Below are 20985 nucleotides of genomic sequence, written 5' to 3'. Positions count from 1 at the left end.
ATTTTAAAAAAATTTTTCTTGACCCGATATGGCCGGGAACGTACACCTTCAAAACCGCAATGGCCCACATATAAGGGGGCGCAAATATAACACCCTTTTCCCTTCTTGCAAGAAAAATATATACTTTGTTTTGAACATTGGTTTATGGGAATTACAGGGTTTTGAAAATCAAATATTTATAATTTTAAAAAATCATAAAAAGAAATCCCAAACTAAACCAAACCTTACTGTAAAGTCTCTATATGGATGATTTGGTGCTGAAAAGTAATTATAACCAGTGAAAGACGAATTGAAATGCTCTGCTTTTAGAAATATTCTAGTTTGCCTAACTTTTGCATTGATAAAAAAGTCTAATCTTGGAAAGCCACCAATCTCTGTTTCATTTTGTGTATAGAATTCAGCCAATAATGGATCATAGCCATTCATGTTATATTTGGTAAAATAATTAAGTGTAACTCCAGTTTGTAGTGTCATTGCTTTTTTAAACACTTGATTAGAGTAATAAAGTGTATTTCTTGATATTAGAGTCGGTACATTTAAAACTTCATCATCACTAATGACGTTTTGATACATGATGGTGTTGTCTAATGCAAAGTTTCCTAACCTTAATTCTTTATTCACCTTAAGTCTTAAATATTGTATTGAACTATCATATTGCCTTGGCTTAATAATTTTGACTTGATCTAAAGTCGAATCTAAATTAAAGTATGTATAATTGTCAATATTTGATATATCTAAATCTGCATTGAACAGCTTTTCTGATTTTAAACTAAAAACCAATTGCTGGGTATTTATATTTTTAAAGCTATCAAGATTATACCAATTGAAATTTATGTAATCGCTCTGATATAGTAAGTGATTAAAATTGGGAAGTCTTGAGCTAATACTAATACCTCCTGATAACAGTAAATCGTCAAACAGTTTTAAATTAATTTTACCACTTAGGTAACTCCCCACAAACTCATTAGATAGATTTAATCTACCATTACCTTCAATGCCAAATCCTTTAAAAGCCTTTTTATACTCTGCTTCGACACCCAAAAAACTAGATTTAATTCTGTTGGGTATATTCTCGTCAGGAAATATAACTACACTATTGTAGCCATAATTGAAATCGGTATAATTTAGGGCAAACATTAACTCGCCAATTATATTACTTAAATATTTTAACCCTAATGATGTTCTGAAATGCTCTAAAGTTACCTTATCATTTATGTCATCGGTGAAAGAATCACCAAAAAACTCATTTGCGGGTGCTGTTGTGTGATAAAATTGATAATATTTATCTTCAAGCGATATATTACTTATTATTGCTAATTCATTTTGGCTTAAGGAATCTTTTTGTTTAATAATATCGTATGATTGATTGATAAAAAACCGCCTGCCAACTAAAATATTTTCGGCATTTTCAAAGTTCGGATCGAAGACTGAACGGTCAATAAAATCTTCGTTACCGGATTCAAAGTTCTCTATATCCTCATCCCTTATGCCTCCATTTTCTTGGTTTAGTAAATCTTGCATCACGATATGCGCTTTGGCTTTATACCTTTTATTTTTCGTAGCATAACTTGATGTAAATCGAAAATTACCTGAACTTGTTAATGTGTTCTGATAATTACCTAAGGACCTCAGTCCTTTATAAGCGATAGAAAAGTTAAGCTGTCTCGATAAGTTTAAAGTAAAAAAGGCATCCAACATTTGCCCTTGTTCAAATGCTGTCTTATATGTTAATCTTGTCCAGGGTGTGGGCACTTCATAATACTTAATATCTTCATTTTCGTAGTAGTTAAAATGTCTTGCCCTAGCACCAAACAGAGGATTTGTTTCTTCGCTAAAGGAATTAAAGCTTAGTGTATTATAGGTTTGACCAATATTGGCAAATGGCATTAAACCAAAATTATCTTTTTGTAGATAGTTAAACTTATAGTCTTTCTTAATGGTGATTGTCGTATCCACAATCGTTGTATCGGTATCAGTATCAAACTTAAGGTACATATCTATTGTTGCCACATTTTTAAACCCCCTTGACCTTTTTACGTCAGATGTATCATTACTATTTCTACTGCGAGCATTTGCACTATTTAACTTGACTTGAGAACTGAGCTCAGTAACAATGAGTGATAAAATAAGAATAAATAGAAGTTTAATCCGCATTTCTTTAAATCTATTCAAAAAAACAAAGAAAGCTATAAATTATTGTTTTAACGAAAAGAATTACAAATTACTTAACATAAAAAAGGCCAACACTTAAATGTTGGCCTGTAAATTAAAATATGATAGAATAATAATTATTCAACAACTAGTTTATGAGACGTTTTATTATTACCATCTGAAATATTAACGATGTAAACACCAGACTTAGCATCATCTAGTGATATGGTTTCTTCAAATATTGGAGAAATATTTTTGTAACTATTATTAAAAACCAATCGCCCTTGAATATCATAAACATCAATCTTAATATCATTATTGTTATTCAAATTAGACTCAAAATTTATCGTAAATTCACCTTTAGAAGGGTTTGGGTACATTGTTAGTCGTCTCGCTAAATCATTATCATCAACACTAAGTGCAACATTGTTGCCTGTAATAATTAATGAGAAGTCTTGACTTTGGTTAAACGGCCCACCACTACCATTTCCTTGTAGTATCCCTTTATTAGAGACTGTTAATGTATACATACCAGAAGTAGGAGCTTCAATATCTATTCTCTCTACATTATCTCTAATATTATCTCCTTTTGAATTAGAAAAACCAGATACCATCGAATAATCCAACCTCCAAGGGAAGTAAGTTGTACCATCTTTAGATAGTCTTAAATCTAAATCATTAACTAATCTTGGTGTTTGATCATTTAGTCCTGATTCGTCAGTAACAGCAGTGCCCGGCATATCAGTCCAACAGATAGTGGCACTTAACTTATCACCTGCTTGAGCTGAAAAAGTAAAACTATATTCAACTCCTTGATCTAGGGTTAACTCTTCTATAACTGCCTCTCTGTTATTAGCATCAGTGATAGCATCAGCTGAAGCTCTTGCATTTAGAAACCCCCATCCAAATATAGGGTCGGGACCAATAGTGTCGTTATCATCTATTGCCGTGTGGCAAACAAGCCCTTTTAATGTAGCCGCTAACATATAGTTACCATGTAGTTGATTATAGTATTGTTGCAATAATGCTAACGTCCCAGTTGTATTAGGTGCAGACATTGATGTACCACTAGATATACCATATGCATTTACAGGAATTGAAGATTCAAGATTTGTTCCGTCGGCCGCCAAGTCAGGTTTTATTCTTAAATCATCTGTAGGCCCCTCAGTGCTAGTGTCACTGATTTCTAAATTAATAAGTTCATAATTTCCGCTAAAAAGTGGCTGTTCAATCGCTGAAGGATCGGCATTTGCAATGACTAAATTATTCTTTGCACAAGTTGTAAAATATAATTTATCAAAACCGTCAAATAGTGGTTCTGGATTTGCTCGATTACCATCGTTACCAGCAGACCAAACCGACAAATAAAATGGATTATTTCTTGCAATCTCATCTATATCACGAGTATCAGTAATATAAGCGCCTAATATCCAATTAAAGTCTGGTACAAGATTATCAAAAATAGGACCATAACTATGGTTGGAAAGTAGCAACGGTGAAGTCGCATCACTAGCTTCTAATAACATTTCTGCCTCATCATTACCAGAGTTATAAGACTTAATGAGAGAATTAATTGCCATACCTTGTGCGCTTGGGTTATCTCCTCTTGCAGCAATTGTTCCTATAACATGTGTTGCATGATTAGTTTCATTAGTAGTACCATTCTGGTTAACGAAATCGAACATTGTAACTCTAGAGGCCCCGCCATTATCTAAAAATTCCACATGGCCAGCTTGAGGTATATTAACTTCCCATACGCCAACCGTTATACCGCTTCCATCTAAATTTAAGTTTGATGAGCCTCCTGGCATTAACTGATTAGTTTTAGTAGCTCTTGCAGCAGCAACATTATCCTGAGATCTATAGATTGGCTTACCATCTATGATTTTCCATAAATATGACTGGATCTCACCATCTTTATAAATGAACTCGGGGACATTAGCATTATTCTGCAAAAAAATCTTTACTTGATTTTTTCTATTTAATTCTTTTTCATTCAAATAATTCAATAAGTCTTTATTCTCTTCAGACATATTACTCGAAGCTTGGGAATGTGTATTATAGATAGCACACAAAAAAAATAGGGAAAGTAATAGTTTTTTCATTTTCATCTGTTTTGAAATTTTCTTTGCAATATAATAATATTTTAAGTTTTTTTAAATAAAAAAAAAGGCTACCCGTATTTTAGGTAGCCTTTATAACTGTATTTTATATTAAATACAATTATTCTATTGTAAAAGTAGAAACACTTTGTGCATTATCGGTAATTATTGGATCAACTAAGAAGTCATCCTGATCCCCAAGTTTCACACTGTAAGTAACTCCTCCATCACCAAAGGAATCATAAACTACCATACCATAATTTCCTGGTGGTAAGCAGAAATCATAAAATAAGTTAAAATTGTCAAATTCTGGATTACCAAAAGGACCGTCTGAGTCAACTAAAACTTGACCCGAGGTGAGGTCATATAATTCCCAATTTGTTTCATCTGGCCAATCATCGAGACCCAAGGAAAAGTTAACGAGAGTTGTACCATCACCACAGGCTTCATTTATTGAAAGCGAGATAGGACCAGCGAAATCTACTCCAGCTTCATCTACGAAACCTAATGTCAATTGTTGACGTAGAGGCCCGATTACATCATCATCTTCAATAGTAACAGTGAAGGTACCTTCTAAACTATTAGCGGGTATTACAACCTCAGACAATGTATAATTGGAAGATATGTAAACACGTGGTAAAGCTCCATTGTCTTCAATAAAAGCATTGTGCATATCTAAACTTGATGTAACTTGATATCTTCTTTCCGATGAAGATCTTTCAGAAGCATAAACTCTTTCTTCAAATGTTGTTGTCCCATTTGGTTCTACCAATAGTAGCCTTCTAAATGGTTCACTATCTATTTCAAAACCAACAAAATTGGATAAGTCAGTTTCTAAATCTTCCTCACAACCTGCTAACAACAAGGCCATAAAAGATAAAATGAATACTGATTTTATATATTTATATCTCTTTTTTTTCATAATAGTATTAATTTAGTTGTTTTGTGATGAAATATTAGGATTATTAATTATCTCAATCTCAGGAATTTGGAATGATATTTCATCAGAATCGTGTACGAAAGATTCGTTTGGTCTGAAAACATGGTTAGTTCCCCTAGTCATCGTAGCTTGATTACGTTTCAATGCAAAATAGCTCTTTCCTTCACCCCACATTTCAACACGTGTTTGGAAATAAATCTCATCGATTAAGCCTGGTCCAGTAAAATCATCTAAATACGATGTTGCTGCCGCAGTTCCTCCAGAAAATCTTATTTCCAATAAATCTGTTAATCTATTCTTAGCTGATGCTTCATCTCCTAATCTAGCGGATGCTTCTGCACTTAAAAGATAGAACTCTTCAACTCTCATAAAAATATAGTCTGTTGTAATCACAAACTGCCCTCCAGCCGTTCTTCCTGGATCAAAAAACTTATTAATAGGTTGAAGTTGCGCTGCACCAGTTCCAAACTGTGTACTTCTAATATCATCAGCAGGAATCTGACTGTAAAGCAGATTATCAATAGACTTCGTATCACCTGCCCATGCATAACTATATGTGAAGAAATCCATTTGTCCCCACCAATTAATTAATTGTTGACCAATTTCTGCTGTTAAATCGAATCCCCATATCCAATTAGGTGCAGCTACATCATTAAAACCTGAACCAGCACCAGGGAAAGCCAGAGCACCAGCAGTAGCTAAAGGATAGCCTGATGTTATAACAGCCTCAGCATGAGTTCTTGCATCTGCCCAGTTACCCATAGCTGCATGAGTGTAAGCTAATAAACCATTTATCACGGACTGATCTATTTGAGTAATACTTGGTCTTACATAACTACCTAAATTATTTAAAGCAAAATTCAAATCACTTAGAATCTGGTCATAAATGACCGAAGCAGGAATTTTTGCGGGATTAACTTCATCTACCGTATTAAACGGTAAGATTTCTTGATTAGGATCGTATGCAGGTTGAAATAATTGTGCGAGATAAAAATACGAATAAGCTCTGTAAGCCTTAGCCTGGGCATTTATTCTAAGTGTAGTTTCATCCGTAGTTGAAGGATTTTCACCCCCAGATGTTACAATAACAGTATTAGCCGTATTAATTACCCTATAATAATAACTCCAAATAAACTCATTCTCTTCAGTAGTAAAATCCGTAGTCGTTATCATATTAGCTACATCGTTATACCAACCAAAAGCACTACCAGACAAAGCAGCATCTCCACAGACTATATCCATAAAAATATCTATACCTTTTTGTCCAAAATCGTGATGTCTCGTACCAGTGATAGTACGATCATCTATCATAAAGACCCCAATACCATCTAAACTTGCTTCGATTAATCCTGGATTAAACGGAACATTCTCCGCAATTTCTGCATCCAGTAATACAGAGGAATCTCTAACAGGATCTAAAAAATCCTCCTCACAGCTAAAAACCAAAGCTGCAAGCATAAATAAATAAATTACATTTTTTTTCATATCGCTTTTTTTTAAAATTGAACTTTTGCCCCTAAACTAAATACAGTCACAGGTAAAAATGCACCTGAATTAGTTCCTTGTATAGCTGTACTTGGGTTTAATCCCTTACGTCTACTAAACATTGCAAGATTATCACCTGCTAAAAATAGACTCATAGACTGCATACCGAGTGCTTCAGTAACCGATCCTGGCATTCTATAGTTAATATTTAAGTTATTAAGAGCCAAGAAATCAGATTTAATTAAGAAACGTGTTGATGCAATATCTTGCTGATTATCTCGACCAAAATTTGCAGACGTTCTAGGTACATTAGTAATTTGACCAGGTGTGGTCCATGCTTGTCTAATATCAGTATGGTAGTTATTTCTACCGATTACATCATTTTGCATTAAGATATCATAACCATTATCGAAGGTATATCCACCTATGCTATAGCTAAATTGTGCCGCTATATCAAAATTCTTGATACCTAAATTTATTCTGAAACCACCACGCAAATCTGGTATTGCACTTCTCGTAAACTTTTGAGTTGCAACTGTATTATCGTTAGTAGTGGTACGTCTCATATTAGCACCCTGATTAATAACTGTATATTCGTGAAAGGTAGAAGATTGATTATTAGATTCTCCATCTCCATCAGGATCATAGAAGAAGTCATTATCACCACCGTAAGTACTAGGCTCGCCATCATCAAAAATACCGTTATTGTTTATATCATCATAATAGCGATACCAAAGTGCCTCACCGTTTGCTGGATTAACACCCGCCCACTCCGGTAAATAATGATCAAAATCAGATTGTCCTACAGCAATATTATTTGCGGAATCAAAAATTGGTCTATTTCCAGTTACGACTGACACAGGCATTTCAGTAATTTCATTTCTAAAGGTTTCGCCATTTAAATTAACAGATAATCTAAAATCATCTTTTTGTATAAGCTTAGCGTTAACATTAAATTCAACACCTTGATTTAACATTTCACCACCATTATAAAAGATTGTTGTGAAACCTTGGAATACTTGTAAATCCTCAGTAAACAATAAATCTGTAGTTCTTTTGTCATAGAAATCTACATCAACGCTTAATCTACCATCTAGCCAAGTACTCTCAAAACCAACTTGAACTATATTTGATGTTTCCCAAGTTAAATCGGGATTAACACGTGTTGCACTAGGTGTAAACGATCCTGAACCGTCAGTATTTATAGTAAAAACTTGGAATCCATTAAATCTTCTTAAACCTGTATCTCCAATAACACCATAACTTGCTTTTAGCTTAAGAAAATCAAGGAAAGATACATTAGACATAAAGTTCTCTTTAGTCATAATCCATCCTAGACCAACTGAACCAAAAGTACCCCACTTATTATTTCTAAATCTTGAAGAACCATCTCGTCTTAGCGAAGCCGTTAAAAAGTATTTATCCTGGAAATCGTAATTTAAACCAGAAAAATAACTGTCAAGTGTCCATCCTCTTCTGTAAGACTGCTGACGTCCTAGAGGTGAAGCATATTGGAATAAATCCTCAGATCCTCTAATTATTGCACCTTCGGCTGCACCAGATATTGTTCTAAAAACATCCTCAGTAGATTCGTGCGCTACAAATAGCTCTACATCATGATCTCCAAATTGTTTTTGGAAACGCAATAATTGTAAAAAGTTCTGATTTGTATTTAAATCATCATCTCTAAATAAGGATCCACCAACATTTGCTGCACCACCATAGAATTGATTATTTCTATTAGTATTGATACTTTGATTATATATACCACTGTATCGCATCTCAAAACTCAACCATTCTGTAATATCAATACCAACATTGAAATTACCTAGGAGTGTAGTGATATCAGATTGATCTAAATTGTATGTAGCTAAACCAATACCATTGGTTCCACTCCAAGCACGTCTATTGTTATCACCACCAAAATCGTATTGGAAACCACCAAATATTGGATCTGGCACTAAATTACCATTCTCATCTCTCAAAAATACATCATAAATAGCTGGTGTTGTATAGACTAAGGCAAATGGGTTAGCAGAACTACCTGCAGAACCTGAAGTACCTGAATTAAGACTACGTGCACCAGTCCAAGCAATATTACCACCGATAGTTAACCATTCTAATGGTTTATGTTGTATATTAAGTCTGGTAGTATATCTTGTAAACTGCGAATTTAAAGCATATCCTTCATCATCAAGATAACCAAAAGATGCCGAATATTGTGTTTTTTCGTTTCCACCAGAAAATTGCAAATTAGCTTCCATACGTTGACCCGTTCCAAAAGCTGCATCTCTCCAAGAATTAGGAGTGTAGCGTCTTTGAACCCCTGGATTAAATCTACCCGTATTAGGATCTATTAATTCATTTCCAGGCACATTCCAGATATTATAAAAATTGTCTATACCAACAAGCGCGTCATCTATCTCTGGATCACCATATAAATTATCACTTGCCCATTGTGCCGGATTTGCTCTACCACTAAGTATGGCATTAGTTCGTAATGCTTGCCACTCAATCTCTATATACTCTTCTGGAGAATCAATGACATCATATTCAGGTAAAAACAGTGTTGAAATACTGGTCGTAATATCAACGGATATACGAGATGTTCCTTTTTTACCCTGCTTTGTGGTAATCAAGACCACACCATTTGCACCACGTGAACCATAGATAGAAGTTGCAGCAGCATCTTTAAGAACAGTTATGGATTCAATATCCGCTGGATTTATAGAACTTAAAAGGTTAACAGGGTTAGTAGCACTAGTCACATCATCCTCAAAACCAGTTCCAGTTGTGGCTCCTGTACCAACTGGTGCCCCATCTATCACATAAAGTGGTAATGAGTTACCGTTTATAGAACCAAAACCTCTAATTCTAACCTCTGCAACTCCACCAGGAGCTCCAGATCGGGTGATGACATTTACACCAGCCACCTCACCTCGTAGTGCCTGCGTAACGTTAGATACCACCTTGTCTTCAATACCTTCCATATCGACAACTGCGGCTGTACCCGTAAATGATTCTTTTGTTGTTTTACTATATCCAACGACTACAACTTCGTCGAGGGTATTCCCCTCTTCTAAAGCAACGTCATAAACATTGGCATCTCCTACTGTAATCTCAACAGCATCCATACCAACATAGGATACAACTAAAACATCTCCTATAACAACTCCAACAGTATACTTACCGTCAAAATCCGTTTGAGCACCTCTTGTAGTACCCTTTACACTTACACTAGCACCAGGAAGGGGTAATCCATCCGAAGCTGTAGTAACTGTACCTGTGACCATCTTTTCTTGTGCAAAAGAAAATTGCATCACGAACGCCATAAAAAGCGTTAATAACCATGTTAACTTTAATTTCATAAAACAATTATTTGAGTTAGTCTAGTTGCAAACATCTTAATTTAATATTAAATAAACAAGCGTTTTTACTAAAAAAATGTTAAGGCTTTTGCTAATTTGTGAACAAAATCACAAAATCATTTTTCCAATGTTTAAAACATCTAACTCAACTTTAAGATGCAAAAACTTAAAAAGGGTTGCGTTAAAATTTTAACTTTGTTTAAAAAGCACCATCTTTTGATATTAAAAACACAGTTTTCTTCATTCAATTTAGAGTGCGGCACCGATGAGGCCGGTAGGGGATGTCTTGCTGGCCCGGTTACTGCCGCGGCGGTTATTTTACCACAAGAATATTGCAACTCCGTATTAAATGATTCCAAACAACTTTCCGAGAAAAAAAGAAATACTTTAAGATCAATAATAGAAGATGACGCCATATCATTTGCTGTTGTCCATATTCCCGAAAATGAAATAGACGCTATCAATATTCTGAATGCATCTATTAAAGCGATGCATGTCTCTATCTCTCAACTCAAAGTTGCTCCAAATTTTATAATTGTAGACGGCAACAAATTTAAGCCCTACGAAGGCATCTTGCACAGAACCATAATTAAAGGGGATAGTAAGTATCTAAATATTGCCGCTGCATCGATCTTGGCCAAAACCTACAGAGACGCCTACATGGAAAAAATCCATAAAGAATATCCGATGTATAATTGGAAACAAAACAAAGGGTATCCGACAAAAGAACATAGAGCAGCAATTGAAAAATATGGGATAACCAAATACCATAGAAAATCCTTTAGATTATTACCAGAGCAGTACCGTTTGGATTTATAACTTTTTATATTTGCAGATATATCTATCTGAATGAAGCAATTTATTTTTTTATTGGCTTTACTATTTGCAATACTTATGTCTTGCCAAAAAGATTATGACAAAACAAAATCGCCTTCTCAATTCCTACCCTCCGAAACAAATTCAGTCCTATTAATAAACGAACTTAATGACTTTACTAAAAGCATAGAAAATCATAATATTTTATCTGGTATATATAATGAGGAGTTAAAAACGTCTTCTACTCTTTTAGAAAACCTCAATACAACTAAACAAGTTTATGTTGCTTTTTTAAACGAATCAAGTTCTGATTATTTAGTCTTAACAGAGAGCGATTCGACATTGTTTATTGTTGATTCCATACCAAATCATATTTCTGAAACTTTAACCAATCTAAAAATTAATAAAACCCAAATTGACTCTACGGTGTTTTACCATAAAACTTTGGGTAATGTCTTTGTGGCGTCCAATAATATGGAAGTCGTAAAAATCTTAGATTCAAAAAACGAAAACCAAGAACTTACTGGTTTAATAGAAACTACCGATAATGAGTTTGTAGCATCTTTAGTTTTTAAAATGAACTCACCTGATTATTCGAAACTCTTATTGTCCCATCTCAACGACAGCATAAATAAAAACTACACGGTGCTGGACTTAAATTTTTCTGAGAAGCATATTAAGTATAATGGCATCATTAGTTCTGGCGATTCTATAAGGCATTATGTTGATTGTTTTAAAAACACCATTCCCCAAAAAACAAACTCCTTAAGGGCAACTCCTTCAAATACAAATTCATTGCTTAGTATTGCTTTCGATGATTTTTCAATTTTCAACAAAAATCTCAGCCAACTGAAACAACTAGAAATCGATAGTACACAATCATTCTTAAATTTTACCAATGAAATTGCACTTACTGACGATGCTATAATTCTTCATTCTTTAGATCCAGACTTAGTCTTAGAAACCATAGAAGAAAAGTCATATATTGAAACTTATAGAGATATAGATATTTACGAATTTGGCACTACTGAATTTTTTAAATCTCGATTACTCCCTTTTATAAGTTTTGAACAGGCAAAGTATTTTTTAAATTACGATGATTTCATAATATTTTCAGACTCCACTGAAACATTAAAAAAGATTCTTTCCTCAATACTTAGCAACAATACTATTGCCAACACAGATGCTTTTAAAAATATCTCTGAAAACATAAGCGACGAAGCATCGATCTTAATTTTTAAAAATGCCAAAGCCCTATCAAATGTTCTAGGAACAAATACAAAGGGGTACGACGCTAATGTTGTACAGTTTGTATATGAAAACAACTATGCTCATGTTAACGGTGCCATTCAAGAATTTAATAAAAGAGCTCCTTCTAATTCAGTATCTGAAGCGTTTACCACATCAATCGATGCACCAATATTATTTTCTCCTCAAACAGTAAAAAATCATATCACTAAAGCCAACGACATTGTTGTACAAGATATTGATAATGTGCTTTACCTTATCTCTAGTTCGGGCAATATCCTTTGGAAAAAGCAATTACAAGGAAAAATTCTAGGAAAAATCGAACAAATTGACATGTACAAAAATGGGAGATTACAACTGGCTTTTGCAACACCTAAGCGTCTTTACGTATTAGACAGAAACGGAAATGATGTGTCTCCTTTCCCGTATAAATTTAATGATGAAATTACACAACCTCTTTCTGTTTTTGATTACGACAAGCGCAAAAACTACAGGTTGCTGATAACTCAAGGCAAAAACCTATTGATGTATGATGCCAGAGGCAAATCGGTAAATGGATTCAACTACAAAACTAATGGCTCGGACATCTCAACACAACCAAAACACTTTCGAATTGGTAACAAAGATTATATAGCTTTTACCACAGGTGATAAATTAAACATTCTTAATAGACAAGGTCGCATAAGAATTGACGTTAAGGAAAAAATTCGCTTTTCTGAAAACGAGTTATACCTATATAAAAATAAATTCACCTCTACAAATACGCTTGGACAACTTGTACAGGTAAATACTAAAGGTAATTTAAGCAAGAAAAACCTCGATCTTACAGATGAACACCATATTGTAACAACAAGCAAGACTTTGGTCTCAATGACTGAAAATAGATTGAATATAAAATCTAAAAGTATTGATCTGGATTATGGAGAATACACCGAGCCCAGAATTTTTTACCTTAACGATAAAATCTATGTCACCACAACTGACATACAATCTAAAAAAGTCTATTTATTTGATAGTCAAGCAAAACCAATTCCCAACTTTCCTGTCTTTGGCACTTCGGCTGCTGAGTTACAAAAGTTAGATAAAGAGAGAGGTCTAGAGCTCATAACTCAAGCAGATGATAAGACTATAATTGTCTACAAATTACACTAAATCTATAGCAAATTACACATTTCATTTTTTAGATTGAATAGTTCTTCTTATTTTTAGTGGGCTATTAATCAATCACTTAAAATGAAGTTTTCTAAAATATGTCTTGCTTGTTGCATTGTTCTTTTTGTAATTCCCACCGTTAATGCCCAAACCAAAAAAATTAAGCGCCCAAAAAATCGTGTTGGTGTAGGCAGTGTCGATCGATTTGTACAAGAATCTTTTGATTTATATGATAAAGTCTATAAATATGATGGCTACGCTGCCGCGGGAACACCGCTAGAAGATGAAGATATTGATGTTCTTGAGGAAGCACTTGATGAAATGACCTCTCTAAGCGAGACGGCTCCTGATATCCTGGATGATTTAGATGGAGTTGGTGTCTTAAAACAAGGAAAGGCTACCCTACAAATGAACAGAGCAAAGAAAGCCTTACAATATAGTATCAAAACAACAAAGGAGCTGTTATTGGGACAAAGGGAAAGAGAATCAGAAGAAAGTGAGCAAAACAATGATGATACAAAAGTTGATGAGATCAACAAAACTTCGAGTCCCGAAACAAACGACAAAGACCCTACAGAGAATGAAGTTGAGGAAGAGCTGTCAAATGTTTCAGACAATTTGGAGATTTACAGCAAGTTTGATTTTGTCCCTGGAGATCAACTCATTTATTTTGATGATTTTTCACAGGATTTTATCGGAGATTTTCCAAGCAAATGGAATACAAATGGCACCGGCGAAGTTGTAACTGTTGGAAGTGTCGAAGGCAAATGGTTTGAGCTTAAGGGTGGTTTTGGGATTACGTTTATACCTCTGTTACCTCAGCCGTTACCTGAAGAATATACTATAGAGTTTGATCTACTCGCCATCGTAGATAAAAAAACATCCTCAACGGCAAGATTAGAAATTACACTTGATAATAATGATAAGTTTAAAGAGGGAACTAGTAAAGCTAGTGCTGCGCTTCCTTTGGGACAATATGGGGCTTTTAATATCAGGGTATTTAACCGAATCAATGGCGAAACTCTTATCAACTCCACTTTAAATACAGATATAAGAGACGCTATATTAAACAAGCCACATGTTTCTATAGCCGTAAATAAGAGGCGTTTTCGGTTATGGATCAACCAAAAAAAGTACATTGATATACCTCAATTTATTGCTCCAAACAAGGTCTTAAACACTATTAAGTTTAATCTTTTGGGTATGCGGGACGGAACAGATCGCTTATTTATTTCTAACCTAAAAGTTGCTAAAGGAGGGATAGACCTTAGACGTAAACTAATGGCAGAAGGCAGAATCTCTACTAACGGTATTTTATTTGATTCGGGTTCTGCAAATATTCAACCAATATCACTTGGAATCGTAAGACAAATTTCGCAAGTGTTACAGCAAGATCAAAGCATAAAACTAAACATTATTGGCCATACTGATTCTGACGGTTCTGATGATGCCAATTTAAAGTTGTCTAAAGCAAGAGCCGAGGCTGTAAAAAGCGCCTTGATAAACATATATAAAATTTCTAAAGATCGCTTAACTACTGATGGCAAAGGCGCGTCCCAGCCTGTAGGAGATAACAATACCGCTGATGGAAAAGCACAAAACAGACGTGTTGAGTTTATAAAAATATAACGGCAACCAAATCTCAAAAGTCCCTAAGTCTGAAAGCGCCAATTCGTTTGGCGCTTTCTCTAGTTTTTATGGGTAAACTAGAACGCAAAAGACTAAATAAACTCCGCCTCAAAAAGAACTTCAAAATGCTTTAAAAGCTTTCTTTTAACTTCGGCTTCATCTACATTTTTAACTCCTAATTCATTGTTTAAAGTCGTAACCGCTTTACCGCGAATTCCACAGGGGATAATGTTGTCAAAATAACCTAAATCCGCATTCACGTTCAATGCAAAACCGTGCATGGTCACCCAACGGCTAGCACGAACTCCCATAGCACAAATCTTACGAGCAAATGGTGTCCCAACATCTAGCCACACACCTGTCTCGCCAGGGCTTCTTTCAGTTTTCAATCCATATTCAGCTAGTGTAAGAATAATGATTTCTTCTAGTAATCTTAAGTATTTATGGATATCTGTAAAGAAATTATCTAAATCTAAAATAGGATAACCTACAATTTGCCCAGGTCCGTGATACGTAATATCACCTCCTCTATTGATTTTGTAAAACGTTGCCCCTTTTTTAGCCAATTGCTCTTCGGAAAGTAACAGATTGGACAAATCACCGCTTTTACCCAAAGTATAAACATGTGGATGTTCTACGAAAAGAAGATGATTATTGGTCTCTAAACCTGCCTCTTCCCTCCTATTCTTAACCTTGGTATCTAAAATGGCTTTAAAAAGGACTTCTTGATAATCCCAGGTGGCCTTAAAATCCTTTAAGCCTAAATCCTCAAATTTTACGGTTTTATTCATTCACAAATTCAACTTTGACATCCATAAGTAGTGGATCTTTTAAATAGTCAATCCAGCTTGCTTTGCAAGTTACTGTTTTGCCATCCTCAGAAATTTGTGCACCCTCAAAGGATACAGACTTTACCTTCTTAGGGAATGTTAATTCTATTAGATAGAACGATTCTTCAAAATATGCCATAAACTCTTTATCACTCTCATCTGTCTCGTCAAAAAGTTCGGCCATGGATTGTTCCTCTTGTTCTGTAATTTCTAAAACTGTGATTCTTTCAAACCCATTAGATGTCATATTATAAGTGACCCTTTCTTGGTCGGAGCCCATAAATTTTCCCAAAGGCGAACCATCTTTCATGGCATCCAACTGATCTCCCTGACCATTTAAGCTTTGTACTTTTTTGATTTTGTCTTGAATATCTTTTAAATCATCAATGGATTTAAACTTTAAACCAATACCAATATCCATGATACCTTCATCCTCGTCCATTTTCATAGTCATAAACATGTCTCTTACGGCCTCCATTGCAAGGCGTTTGTCTTCTGGTAAAGCAGCAACACTATCCTTATAAGTTTCCATGATATCCGCAAAAACCATGGTAGTATCCATCACTTCCCCTTTTTCTTTTTCTTCAGAACTGCTAACACCACCGCCCATCTTTTCTGTAAAAGCTTTCATAGCCTCTCCCATTTTATAGGTCATTAGATATTCACCAGATCTACTGTCATTAAAAACAATGGACTCGGTAACATTACAGCTTACCAATAAACAAGCCAAAGCGCATAATACGAATAATTTTTTCATGTGTACTTTATGGATTTACAAAGTACAAAGATACGGATTTATCGTTCAGGATTATTAAGAATAACTAGTGCCGCAATAACACCAGGCACCCATCCGCAAATCCACAATATAAAGGTAATCAGAACGGATCCGCAACCTTTATCAAAGACAGCTAAAGGAGGAAAAATAATAGCCAAAATAACACGCCAGACACTCATAATTTTGTTTGATACTAAAACCAGTTCAGAAGAACTGATTTGATGTATCGATAGGACGTCATTTTGTTAAAATTGTTACACTTTTATGACTTAAGAATTTATAATATTCTAAAATTATGTAGATTCGTTTTATGCAACTTAGGATTTTCATCGTGTTTTTATTGACTTCGCTTTATTGTGAAGCACAATATTCATTTTCGGGCTATATCAACCCTGAGGAATGGCAAAACACGGTCTATCTCTCCATTGTTGAAGATTACCGCAAAATGTCTGGTGTGTACTCTGAGCAAATTATTGGTAAAACCACGGCTGATGAAACCGGTTTTTTTGAATTTAAGGGCAACATCTTAGATGCTGAGAATAGAATTTACCGTATTCATATCGATAAATGCTCCGAAAACCAACAAGATATCAATCATTTTAATGGACACTGCAGTGATAGCGAAGAACTATTGTTCATTGCTAAAAATACAGACACCCTAAAACTTCCCTTTTCGTTCGGTAATCAGGTATTTTGCGAAATAGAGTCGAACAATCCTAAAGCTAATGCCTTTTTAAAAATTGATTCGTTAAAAAATGATATGCGATTTGCCTATGGTGAAGTGCGTAGTGAAGCTAATAGAAAATTGAACAACAAAAAATGGTTCAAGACTCTTCAGGATTTTGGGGAAGCTTTAGATGAACCTGTAGCGGAGCTTGCTATTTATGCGTATTTATCTGACAGAAGTAGTGATTTGCACAGTCATTATGTCGAAGATTTACAAAACAATCCATACTACGAAAACCTTAAAATCCGACTTGAAACTAACTATCCAAATGCAGCATACACAATTCAATACAAAAATGAACTGGCCGCAGATCGTTATATGCTAGCTTTTTCTGCTGGTAATGCTTCAAGTACCAACAACCATATTTATCTCTACATTATCCTTACACTTTCGTTTTTGTTAAATGCCTTTCTTTTGTATCGCAATTGGCAAAAAAAGAAATCCAAAACCGAAGAATTAAAGGCTAAATTATCAAAGCAAGAACAGGTAGTTTTAGAACATTTACTGCAAGACAAAACCAATAAGGACATTGCCGAAGCCTTATTTTTGAGTGTGAGTACCGTGAAATCGCACACCAACAACATTTATAAAAAACTGAATGTGCAATCTCGAGATGACGCAAAATCATTGTTTACCAGATAGTTAAAAAATTCAAACCGAGTACTAGTACCAATTTCCAACCGTAAATCTTAATATCTCTAGAAGATAATTTTGATGTTTGCTTCAGTATTAATCATAAATTTTTTAAATCATGAAACGAACATTAAACATTTTAGTCGTAGTAGCACTAGCATTTGGTTTTTTTAATTCTGCACCCGTAGAAATCGACACGGTCGGTGCTAAAATTGCGATTATAAAATTTGAAACGGAAGTCATAGACTACGGAACCATTGAGCAAAATTCTGACGGCACTAAGATCTTTGCGTTTATCAATACTGGTGATGCGCCTCTACTTATTACCAAAGTAAAAACAAGCTGTGGCTGCACAGTACCAAGTTACTCCAAAGCACCTATTTTACCTGGAGAATCAGGCGAGTTAGAAATTAAGTATGACACTAAGAGATTAGGTGCTTTTACCAAAACCATTACCGTAATGTCTAATGCAGAAGGCGGTAACAAAATACTCAAAATTAAGGGCAATATTATTGCTTCAAAATAACTAAAATAGTATATTGAAGACATCATTTTGCTTAAATCATCCTTCTAGGGATTTTAAATTTCATTTAGCAAAAACCTAGTGTAATACGTTACACTGGGTTTGTGCATTTAAATCTTCAACATCATGAAAACGCTGACGCTCGCTATCCTAACCATTTTTTGCCTTGTTGTTCAATTGAACGCCCAAACACTAAATAAAGAACTCACCAATGAAGACCAAGAGACCTATCTTATAGGCAAAATTGATAAGTCGGGACTTGAAACAAAGCACTATGCTGAATGGTTTGTCACTAACTACAATGACTACAATGTCGATATAGAAACGCTAAAAACCATTAAAACAAAACTAAAAACATATGATGTCAAAGTGTTTATGGGTACGTGGTGCGAAGACAGCCAATACGAAGTGTCGCATTTCTATAAAATAATTGATACTGCCAATTATCCTGTGGAACAACTCACCATAATAGCTTTAGACAGAAATAAGGAAAGTCTTGAACATGATGAAGCCAACTTAAACATTGTGCGCGTACCAACATTTATCCTCTATAAAGATGGAAAAGAAGTTAATCGAATTATTGAAACTCCAGTCGAAACGCTTGAAAAGGATTTGCAGGCCATTCTTACCACAAATAATTACAAGCCCAATTATTATGACGTAAAAAAAGAAACTAAAAAGACCAAAAAGGGAAGCCCATAAAAACTATGTTAAAAGCAATGGGCTAATTTTTGTAAATAATGTAATTTTGCAGCTGTTTAACAATGAGGTAAAACCTGTAAACCTATACATGATGCAGCTTTCAGAACAAGAATTAGTACGACGCGAAAAGTTAGAAAAATTACGTGCTTTACGGATTAATCCCTATCCAGCCGATTTATTTCCCGTAAATCACACCTCAAAACAGATAAAAGATGATTTTGAAGATGGTAAACAGGTAATTATCGCAGGTCGTCTCATGTCTAGACGTATACAGGGCAAAGCGTCTTTTGCAGAATTACAGGATAGTGAAGGCCGTATTCAAGTATATTTTAATCGAGATGAAATATGTCCTGACGAGGACAAAACCATGTACAATGAGGTCTATAAAAAGCTATTGGATATTGGTGATTTTATAGGTATTGAAGGCGAATTGTTCACTACAAAAGTTGGTGAAAAAACAGTTATGGTCAAAAATTTTAAGCTGCTCAGCAAAGCATTAAAACCCTTACCACTTCCTAAACAAGATGCCGAAGGGAATACCTATGACGAATTTAATGATCCCGAATTACGTTACAGACAGCGCTATGCTGATCTAGCCGTAAATCCTCATGTGAAAGATGTTTTTGTGAAGCGTACCAAATTATTTAATGCCATGCGTCAATTTTTTAATGATGCTGGTTATTTTGAAGTAGAAACACCCATTCTTCAACCCATTCCTGGTGGGGCGGCTGCACGCCCTTTTATAACCCACCACAATAGTTTGGATATCCCGTTGTACATGCGAATTGCCAACGAATTGTATCTAAAACGACTCATTGTAGGCGGTTTTGAAGGCGTGTATGAGTTTTCTAAAAACTTCCGTAATGAAGGTATGGACAGAACCCATAACCCTGAGTTTACAGCCATGGAAATCTATGTGGCTTACAAGGATTATAATTGGATGATGGACTTCTGCGAAAAGCTATTAGAACATTGTGCCATTGCGGTTAACGGAACTACAAAAGCAACTTTCGGCGAATACGAAGTAGATTTTAAAGCGCCTTATAAGCGTATAACCATGCGCGACTCAATATTAGAACATACTGGTTTTGATATCTACAATAAATCTGAAGATGAGATTCGTAAAGCCGCTCAAGATATGGGTATCGAGATTGACGATACCATGGGTAAAGGCAAGCTTATCGATGAGATTTTTGGTGAGAAATGTGAGGGTCACTATGTTCAGCCAACATTCATCACGGACTACCCAAAAGAGATGAGTCCTCTTTGTAAGGAACATCGCGAAAACCCAGAATTGACAGAGCGCTTTGAGCTTATGGTTTGTGGTAAGGAAATTGCCAATGCCTATTCTGAACTTAATGATCCAATAGACCAACGCGAACGCTTTGAGCATCAGTTAAAACTCGCGCAAAAGGGTGATGATGAAGCCACAGAGTTCATAGATTTTGATTTCTTAAGAGCCTTAGAATACGGTATGCCACCAACGTCTGGAATGGGCATTGGCATGGATCGACTGGTGATGTTTTTAACCAACAACCAAAGTATTCAAGAGGTACTTTTCTTTCCGCAGATGCGCCCAGAGAAGAAACAAGTGGCTCTTAATGACAATGAAAAGGCCATCTTTGAGATTTTGAAAGCACAAAAGCGTATGGCCTTAAACGAACTTAAATCACAATCTGGATTAAGCAATAAAGGTTGGGATAAGGGTATTAAAGGCCTTGGCAAACACGGATTGACAAAAGTTGAAAAAACGGAAGAAGGCCTGTTTGTTGAATTAGTCTAGAAAATTAAAATACATTTTGGGAAGGAATCATTTAAAATGATTCCTTTTTTATTGGATTAAAGTGGCTATAAACTTGCTATTTAACACAATTTTAGTATTTTCACAATGCTATTAAAGAAAA

15 protein-coding genes are annotated in these 20985 nt (G+C 35.0%); 7 read left to right on the top strand and 8 right to left on the bottom strand.

Going from position 1 to position 20985, the window contains the following annotated elements:
• Positions 1 to 192: 192 nt before the first annotated feature.
• The 5 genes from Q0972_RS13940 to Q0972_RS13920 all read right to left on the bottom strand — a co-directional run bounded on the left by Q0972_RS13940 (position 193) and on the right by Q0972_RS13920 (position 10046).
• Positions 193 to 2154, bottom strand: coding sequence for a putative porin (locus tag Q0972_RS13940; protein ID WP_299366561.1), 1962 nt, complete (start codon positions 2152 to 2154; stop codon positions 193 to 195).
• Between the two features lie 134 nt (positions 2155 to 2288).
• Positions 2289 to 4256, bottom strand: coding sequence for a S8 family serine peptidase (locus tag Q0972_RS13935; protein WP_299366559.1), 1968 nt, complete (start codon positions 4254 to 4256; stop codon positions 2289 to 2291).
• 118 nt (positions 4257 to 4374) lie between these two features.
• Positions 4375 to 5175, bottom strand: coding sequence for a hypothetical protein (locus Q0972_RS13930; RefSeq protein ID WP_299366557.1), 801 nt, complete (start codon positions 5173 to 5175; stop codon positions 4375 to 4377).
• A 12-nt stretch (positions 5176 to 5187) separates the two neighbouring features.
• Entirely contained in the window at positions 5188 to 6678 is a 1491-nt protein-coding gene (locus Q0972_RS13925) for a RagB/SusD family nutrient uptake outer membrane protein (RefSeq protein WP_299366555.1), read from the bottom strand.
• Positions 6679 to 6689: 11 nt separating this feature from the next.
• Positions 6690 to 10046 carry a SusC/RagA family TonB-linked outer membrane protein gene (locus Q0972_RS13920; protein ID WP_299366553.1) on the bottom strand — a complete coding sequence of 1119 codons (3357 nt, stop codon included), beginning with the start codon at positions 10044 to 10046 and terminating at the stop codon, positions 6690 to 6692.
• A 219-nt stretch (positions 10047 to 10265) separates the two neighbouring features.
• Here Q0972_RS13920 and Q0972_RS13915 point away from each other — a divergent pair, with 219 nt between their 5' ends.
• From Q0972_RS13915 to Q0972_RS13905, 3 genes are all read left to right on the top strand, one after another.
• Entirely contained in the window at positions 10266 to 10865 is a 600-nt protein-coding gene (locus Q0972_RS13915; protein WP_299366585.1) for a ribonuclease HII, read from the top strand.
• A gap of 30 nt (positions 10866 to 10895) precedes the next feature.
• Positions 10896 to 13262, top strand: a complete 2367-nt coding sequence (locus tag Q0972_RS13910) for a ribonuclease HII (RefSeq protein WP_299366551.1) — start codon at positions 10896 to 10898, stop codon at positions 13260 to 13262.
• A gap of 81 nt (positions 13263 to 13343) precedes the next feature.
• Positions 13344 to 14891 carry an OmpA family protein gene (locus Q0972_RS13905; protein WP_299366549.1) on the top strand — a complete coding sequence of 516 codons (1548 nt, stop codon included), beginning with the start codon at positions 13344 to 13346 and terminating at the stop codon, positions 14889 to 14891.
• Positions 14892 to 14983: 92 nt separating this feature from the next.
• Here the strand turns inward: Q0972_RS13905 and lipB are convergent, their stop codons facing one another.
• Genes lipB through Q0972_RS13890 form a run of 3 tightly spaced genes read right to left on the bottom strand, consistent with a single transcriptional unit; the run spans position 14984 to position 16675 of the window.
• A complete protein-coding gene (gene lipB, locus Q0972_RS13900) occupies positions 14984 to 15682 on the bottom strand; it encodes a lipoyl(octanoyl) transferase LipB (protein ID WP_299366547.1) in 699 nt (232 codons plus the stop codon).
• The gene (locus Q0972_RS13895; RefSeq protein ID WP_299366545.1) at positions 15675 to 16478 is read right to left on the bottom strand and encodes a hypothetical protein; all 804 of its coding nucleotides are present in this window, start codon (positions 16476 to 16478) and stop codon (positions 15675 to 15677) included. The genes lipB and Q0972_RS13895 overlap by 8 nt, the downstream gene beginning before the upstream one ends.
• Positions 16479 to 16516: 38 nt before the next feature.
• On the bottom strand, positions 16517 to 16675 hold the full coding sequence (locus tag Q0972_RS13890) for a YqaE/Pmp3 family membrane protein (protein WP_299366543.1): 159 nt from the start codon (positions 16673 to 16675) through the stop codon (positions 16517 to 16519).
• Positions 16676 to 16806: 131 nt separating this feature from the next.
• Between Q0972_RS13890 and Q0972_RS13885 the strand changes: the two genes are divergently transcribed.
• The 4 genes from Q0972_RS13885 to lysS all read left to right on the top strand — a co-directional run bounded on the left by Q0972_RS13885 (position 16807) and on the right by lysS (position 20864).
• A complete protein-coding gene (locus Q0972_RS13885) occupies positions 16807 to 17865 on the top strand; it encodes a LuxR C-terminal-related transcriptional regulator (protein ID WP_299366541.1) in 1059 nt (352 codons plus the stop codon).
• 109 nt (positions 17866 to 17974) lie between these two features.
• Positions 17975 to 18382, top strand: a complete 408-nt coding sequence (locus tag Q0972_RS13880; protein WP_299366539.1) for a DUF1573 domain-containing protein — start codon at positions 17975 to 17977, stop codon at positions 18380 to 18382.
• 123 nt (positions 18383 to 18505) lie between these two features.
• A complete protein-coding gene (locus Q0972_RS13875; RefSeq protein WP_299366537.1) occupies positions 18506 to 19081 on the top strand; it encodes a thioredoxin family protein in 576 nt (191 codons plus the stop codon).
• Between the two features lie 91 nt (positions 19082 to 19172).
• Positions 19173 to 20864, top strand: coding sequence for a lysine--tRNA ligase (lysS, locus tag Q0972_RS13870; protein ID WP_299366583.1), 1692 nt, complete (start codon positions 19173 to 19175; stop codon positions 20862 to 20864).
• Positions 20865 to 20985: the final 121 nt, after the last annotated feature.

The sequence above is a fragment of the Winogradskyella sp. genome (genome assembly GCF_028282165.1).
Taxonomy (GTDB): Bacteria; Bacteroidota; Bacteroidia; order Flavobacteriales; family Flavobacteriaceae; genus Winogradskyella.
Note: the sequence above shows the minus strand (reverse complement) of the source record. Positions and strands in the feature narration are given on the sequence as shown.

Bases quoted from the DNA above. Each gene is read 5' to 3' on its own strand.
- Q0972_RS13940 (WP_299366561.1), bottom strand. From the start codon at position 2,154: ATGCGGATTAAACTTCTATTTATTCTTATTTTATCACTCATTGTTACT.
- Q0972_RS13935 (WP_299366559.1), bottom strand. From the start codon at position 4,256: ATGAAAAAACTATTACTTTCCCTATTTTTTTTGTGTGCTATCTATAAT.
- Q0972_RS13930 (WP_299366557.1), bottom strand. From the start codon at position 5,175: ATGAAAAAAAAGAGATATAAATATATAAAATCAGTATTCATTTTATCT.
- Q0972_RS13925 (WP_299366555.1), bottom strand. From the start codon at position 6,678: ATGAAAAAAAATGTAATTTATTTATTTATGCTTGCAGCTTTGGTTTTT.
- Q0972_RS13920 (WP_299366553.1), bottom strand. From the start codon at position 10,046: ATGAAATTAAAGTTAACATGGTTATTAACGCTTTTTATGGCGTTCGTG.
- Q0972_RS13910 (WP_299366551.1), top strand. From the start codon at position 10,896: ATGAAGCAATTTATTTTTTTATTGGCTTTACTATTTGCAATACTTATG.
- Q0972_RS13905 (WP_299366549.1), top strand. From the start codon at position 13,344: ATGAAGTTTTCTAAAATATGTCTTGCTTGTTGCATTGTTCTTTTTGTA.
- lipB (WP_299366547.1), bottom strand. From the start codon at position 15,682: ATGAATAAAACCGTAAAATTTGAGGATTTAGGCTTAAAGGATTTTAAG.
- Q0972_RS13895 (WP_299366545.1), bottom strand. From the start codon at position 16,478: ATGAAAAAATTATTCGTATTATGCGCTTTGGCTTGTTTATTGGTAAGC.
- Q0972_RS13890 (WP_299366543.1), bottom strand. From the start codon at position 16,675: ATGAGTGTCTGGCGTGTTATTTTGGCTATTATTTTTCCTCCTTTAGCT.
- Q0972_RS13885 (WP_299366541.1), top strand. From the start codon at position 16,807: ATGCAACTTAGGATTTTCATCGTGTTTTTATTGACTTCGCTTTATTGT.
- Q0972_RS13880 (WP_299366539.1), top strand. From the start codon at position 17,975: ATGAAACGAACATTAAACATTTTAGTCGTAGTAGCACTAGCATTTGGT.
- Q0972_RS13875 (WP_299366537.1), top strand. From the start codon at position 18,506: ATGAAAACGCTGACGCTCGCTATCCTAACCATTTTTTGCCTTGTTGTT.
- lysS (WP_299366583.1), top strand. From the start codon at position 19,173: ATGCAGCTTTCAGAACAAGAATTAGTACGACGCGAAAAGTTAGAAAAA.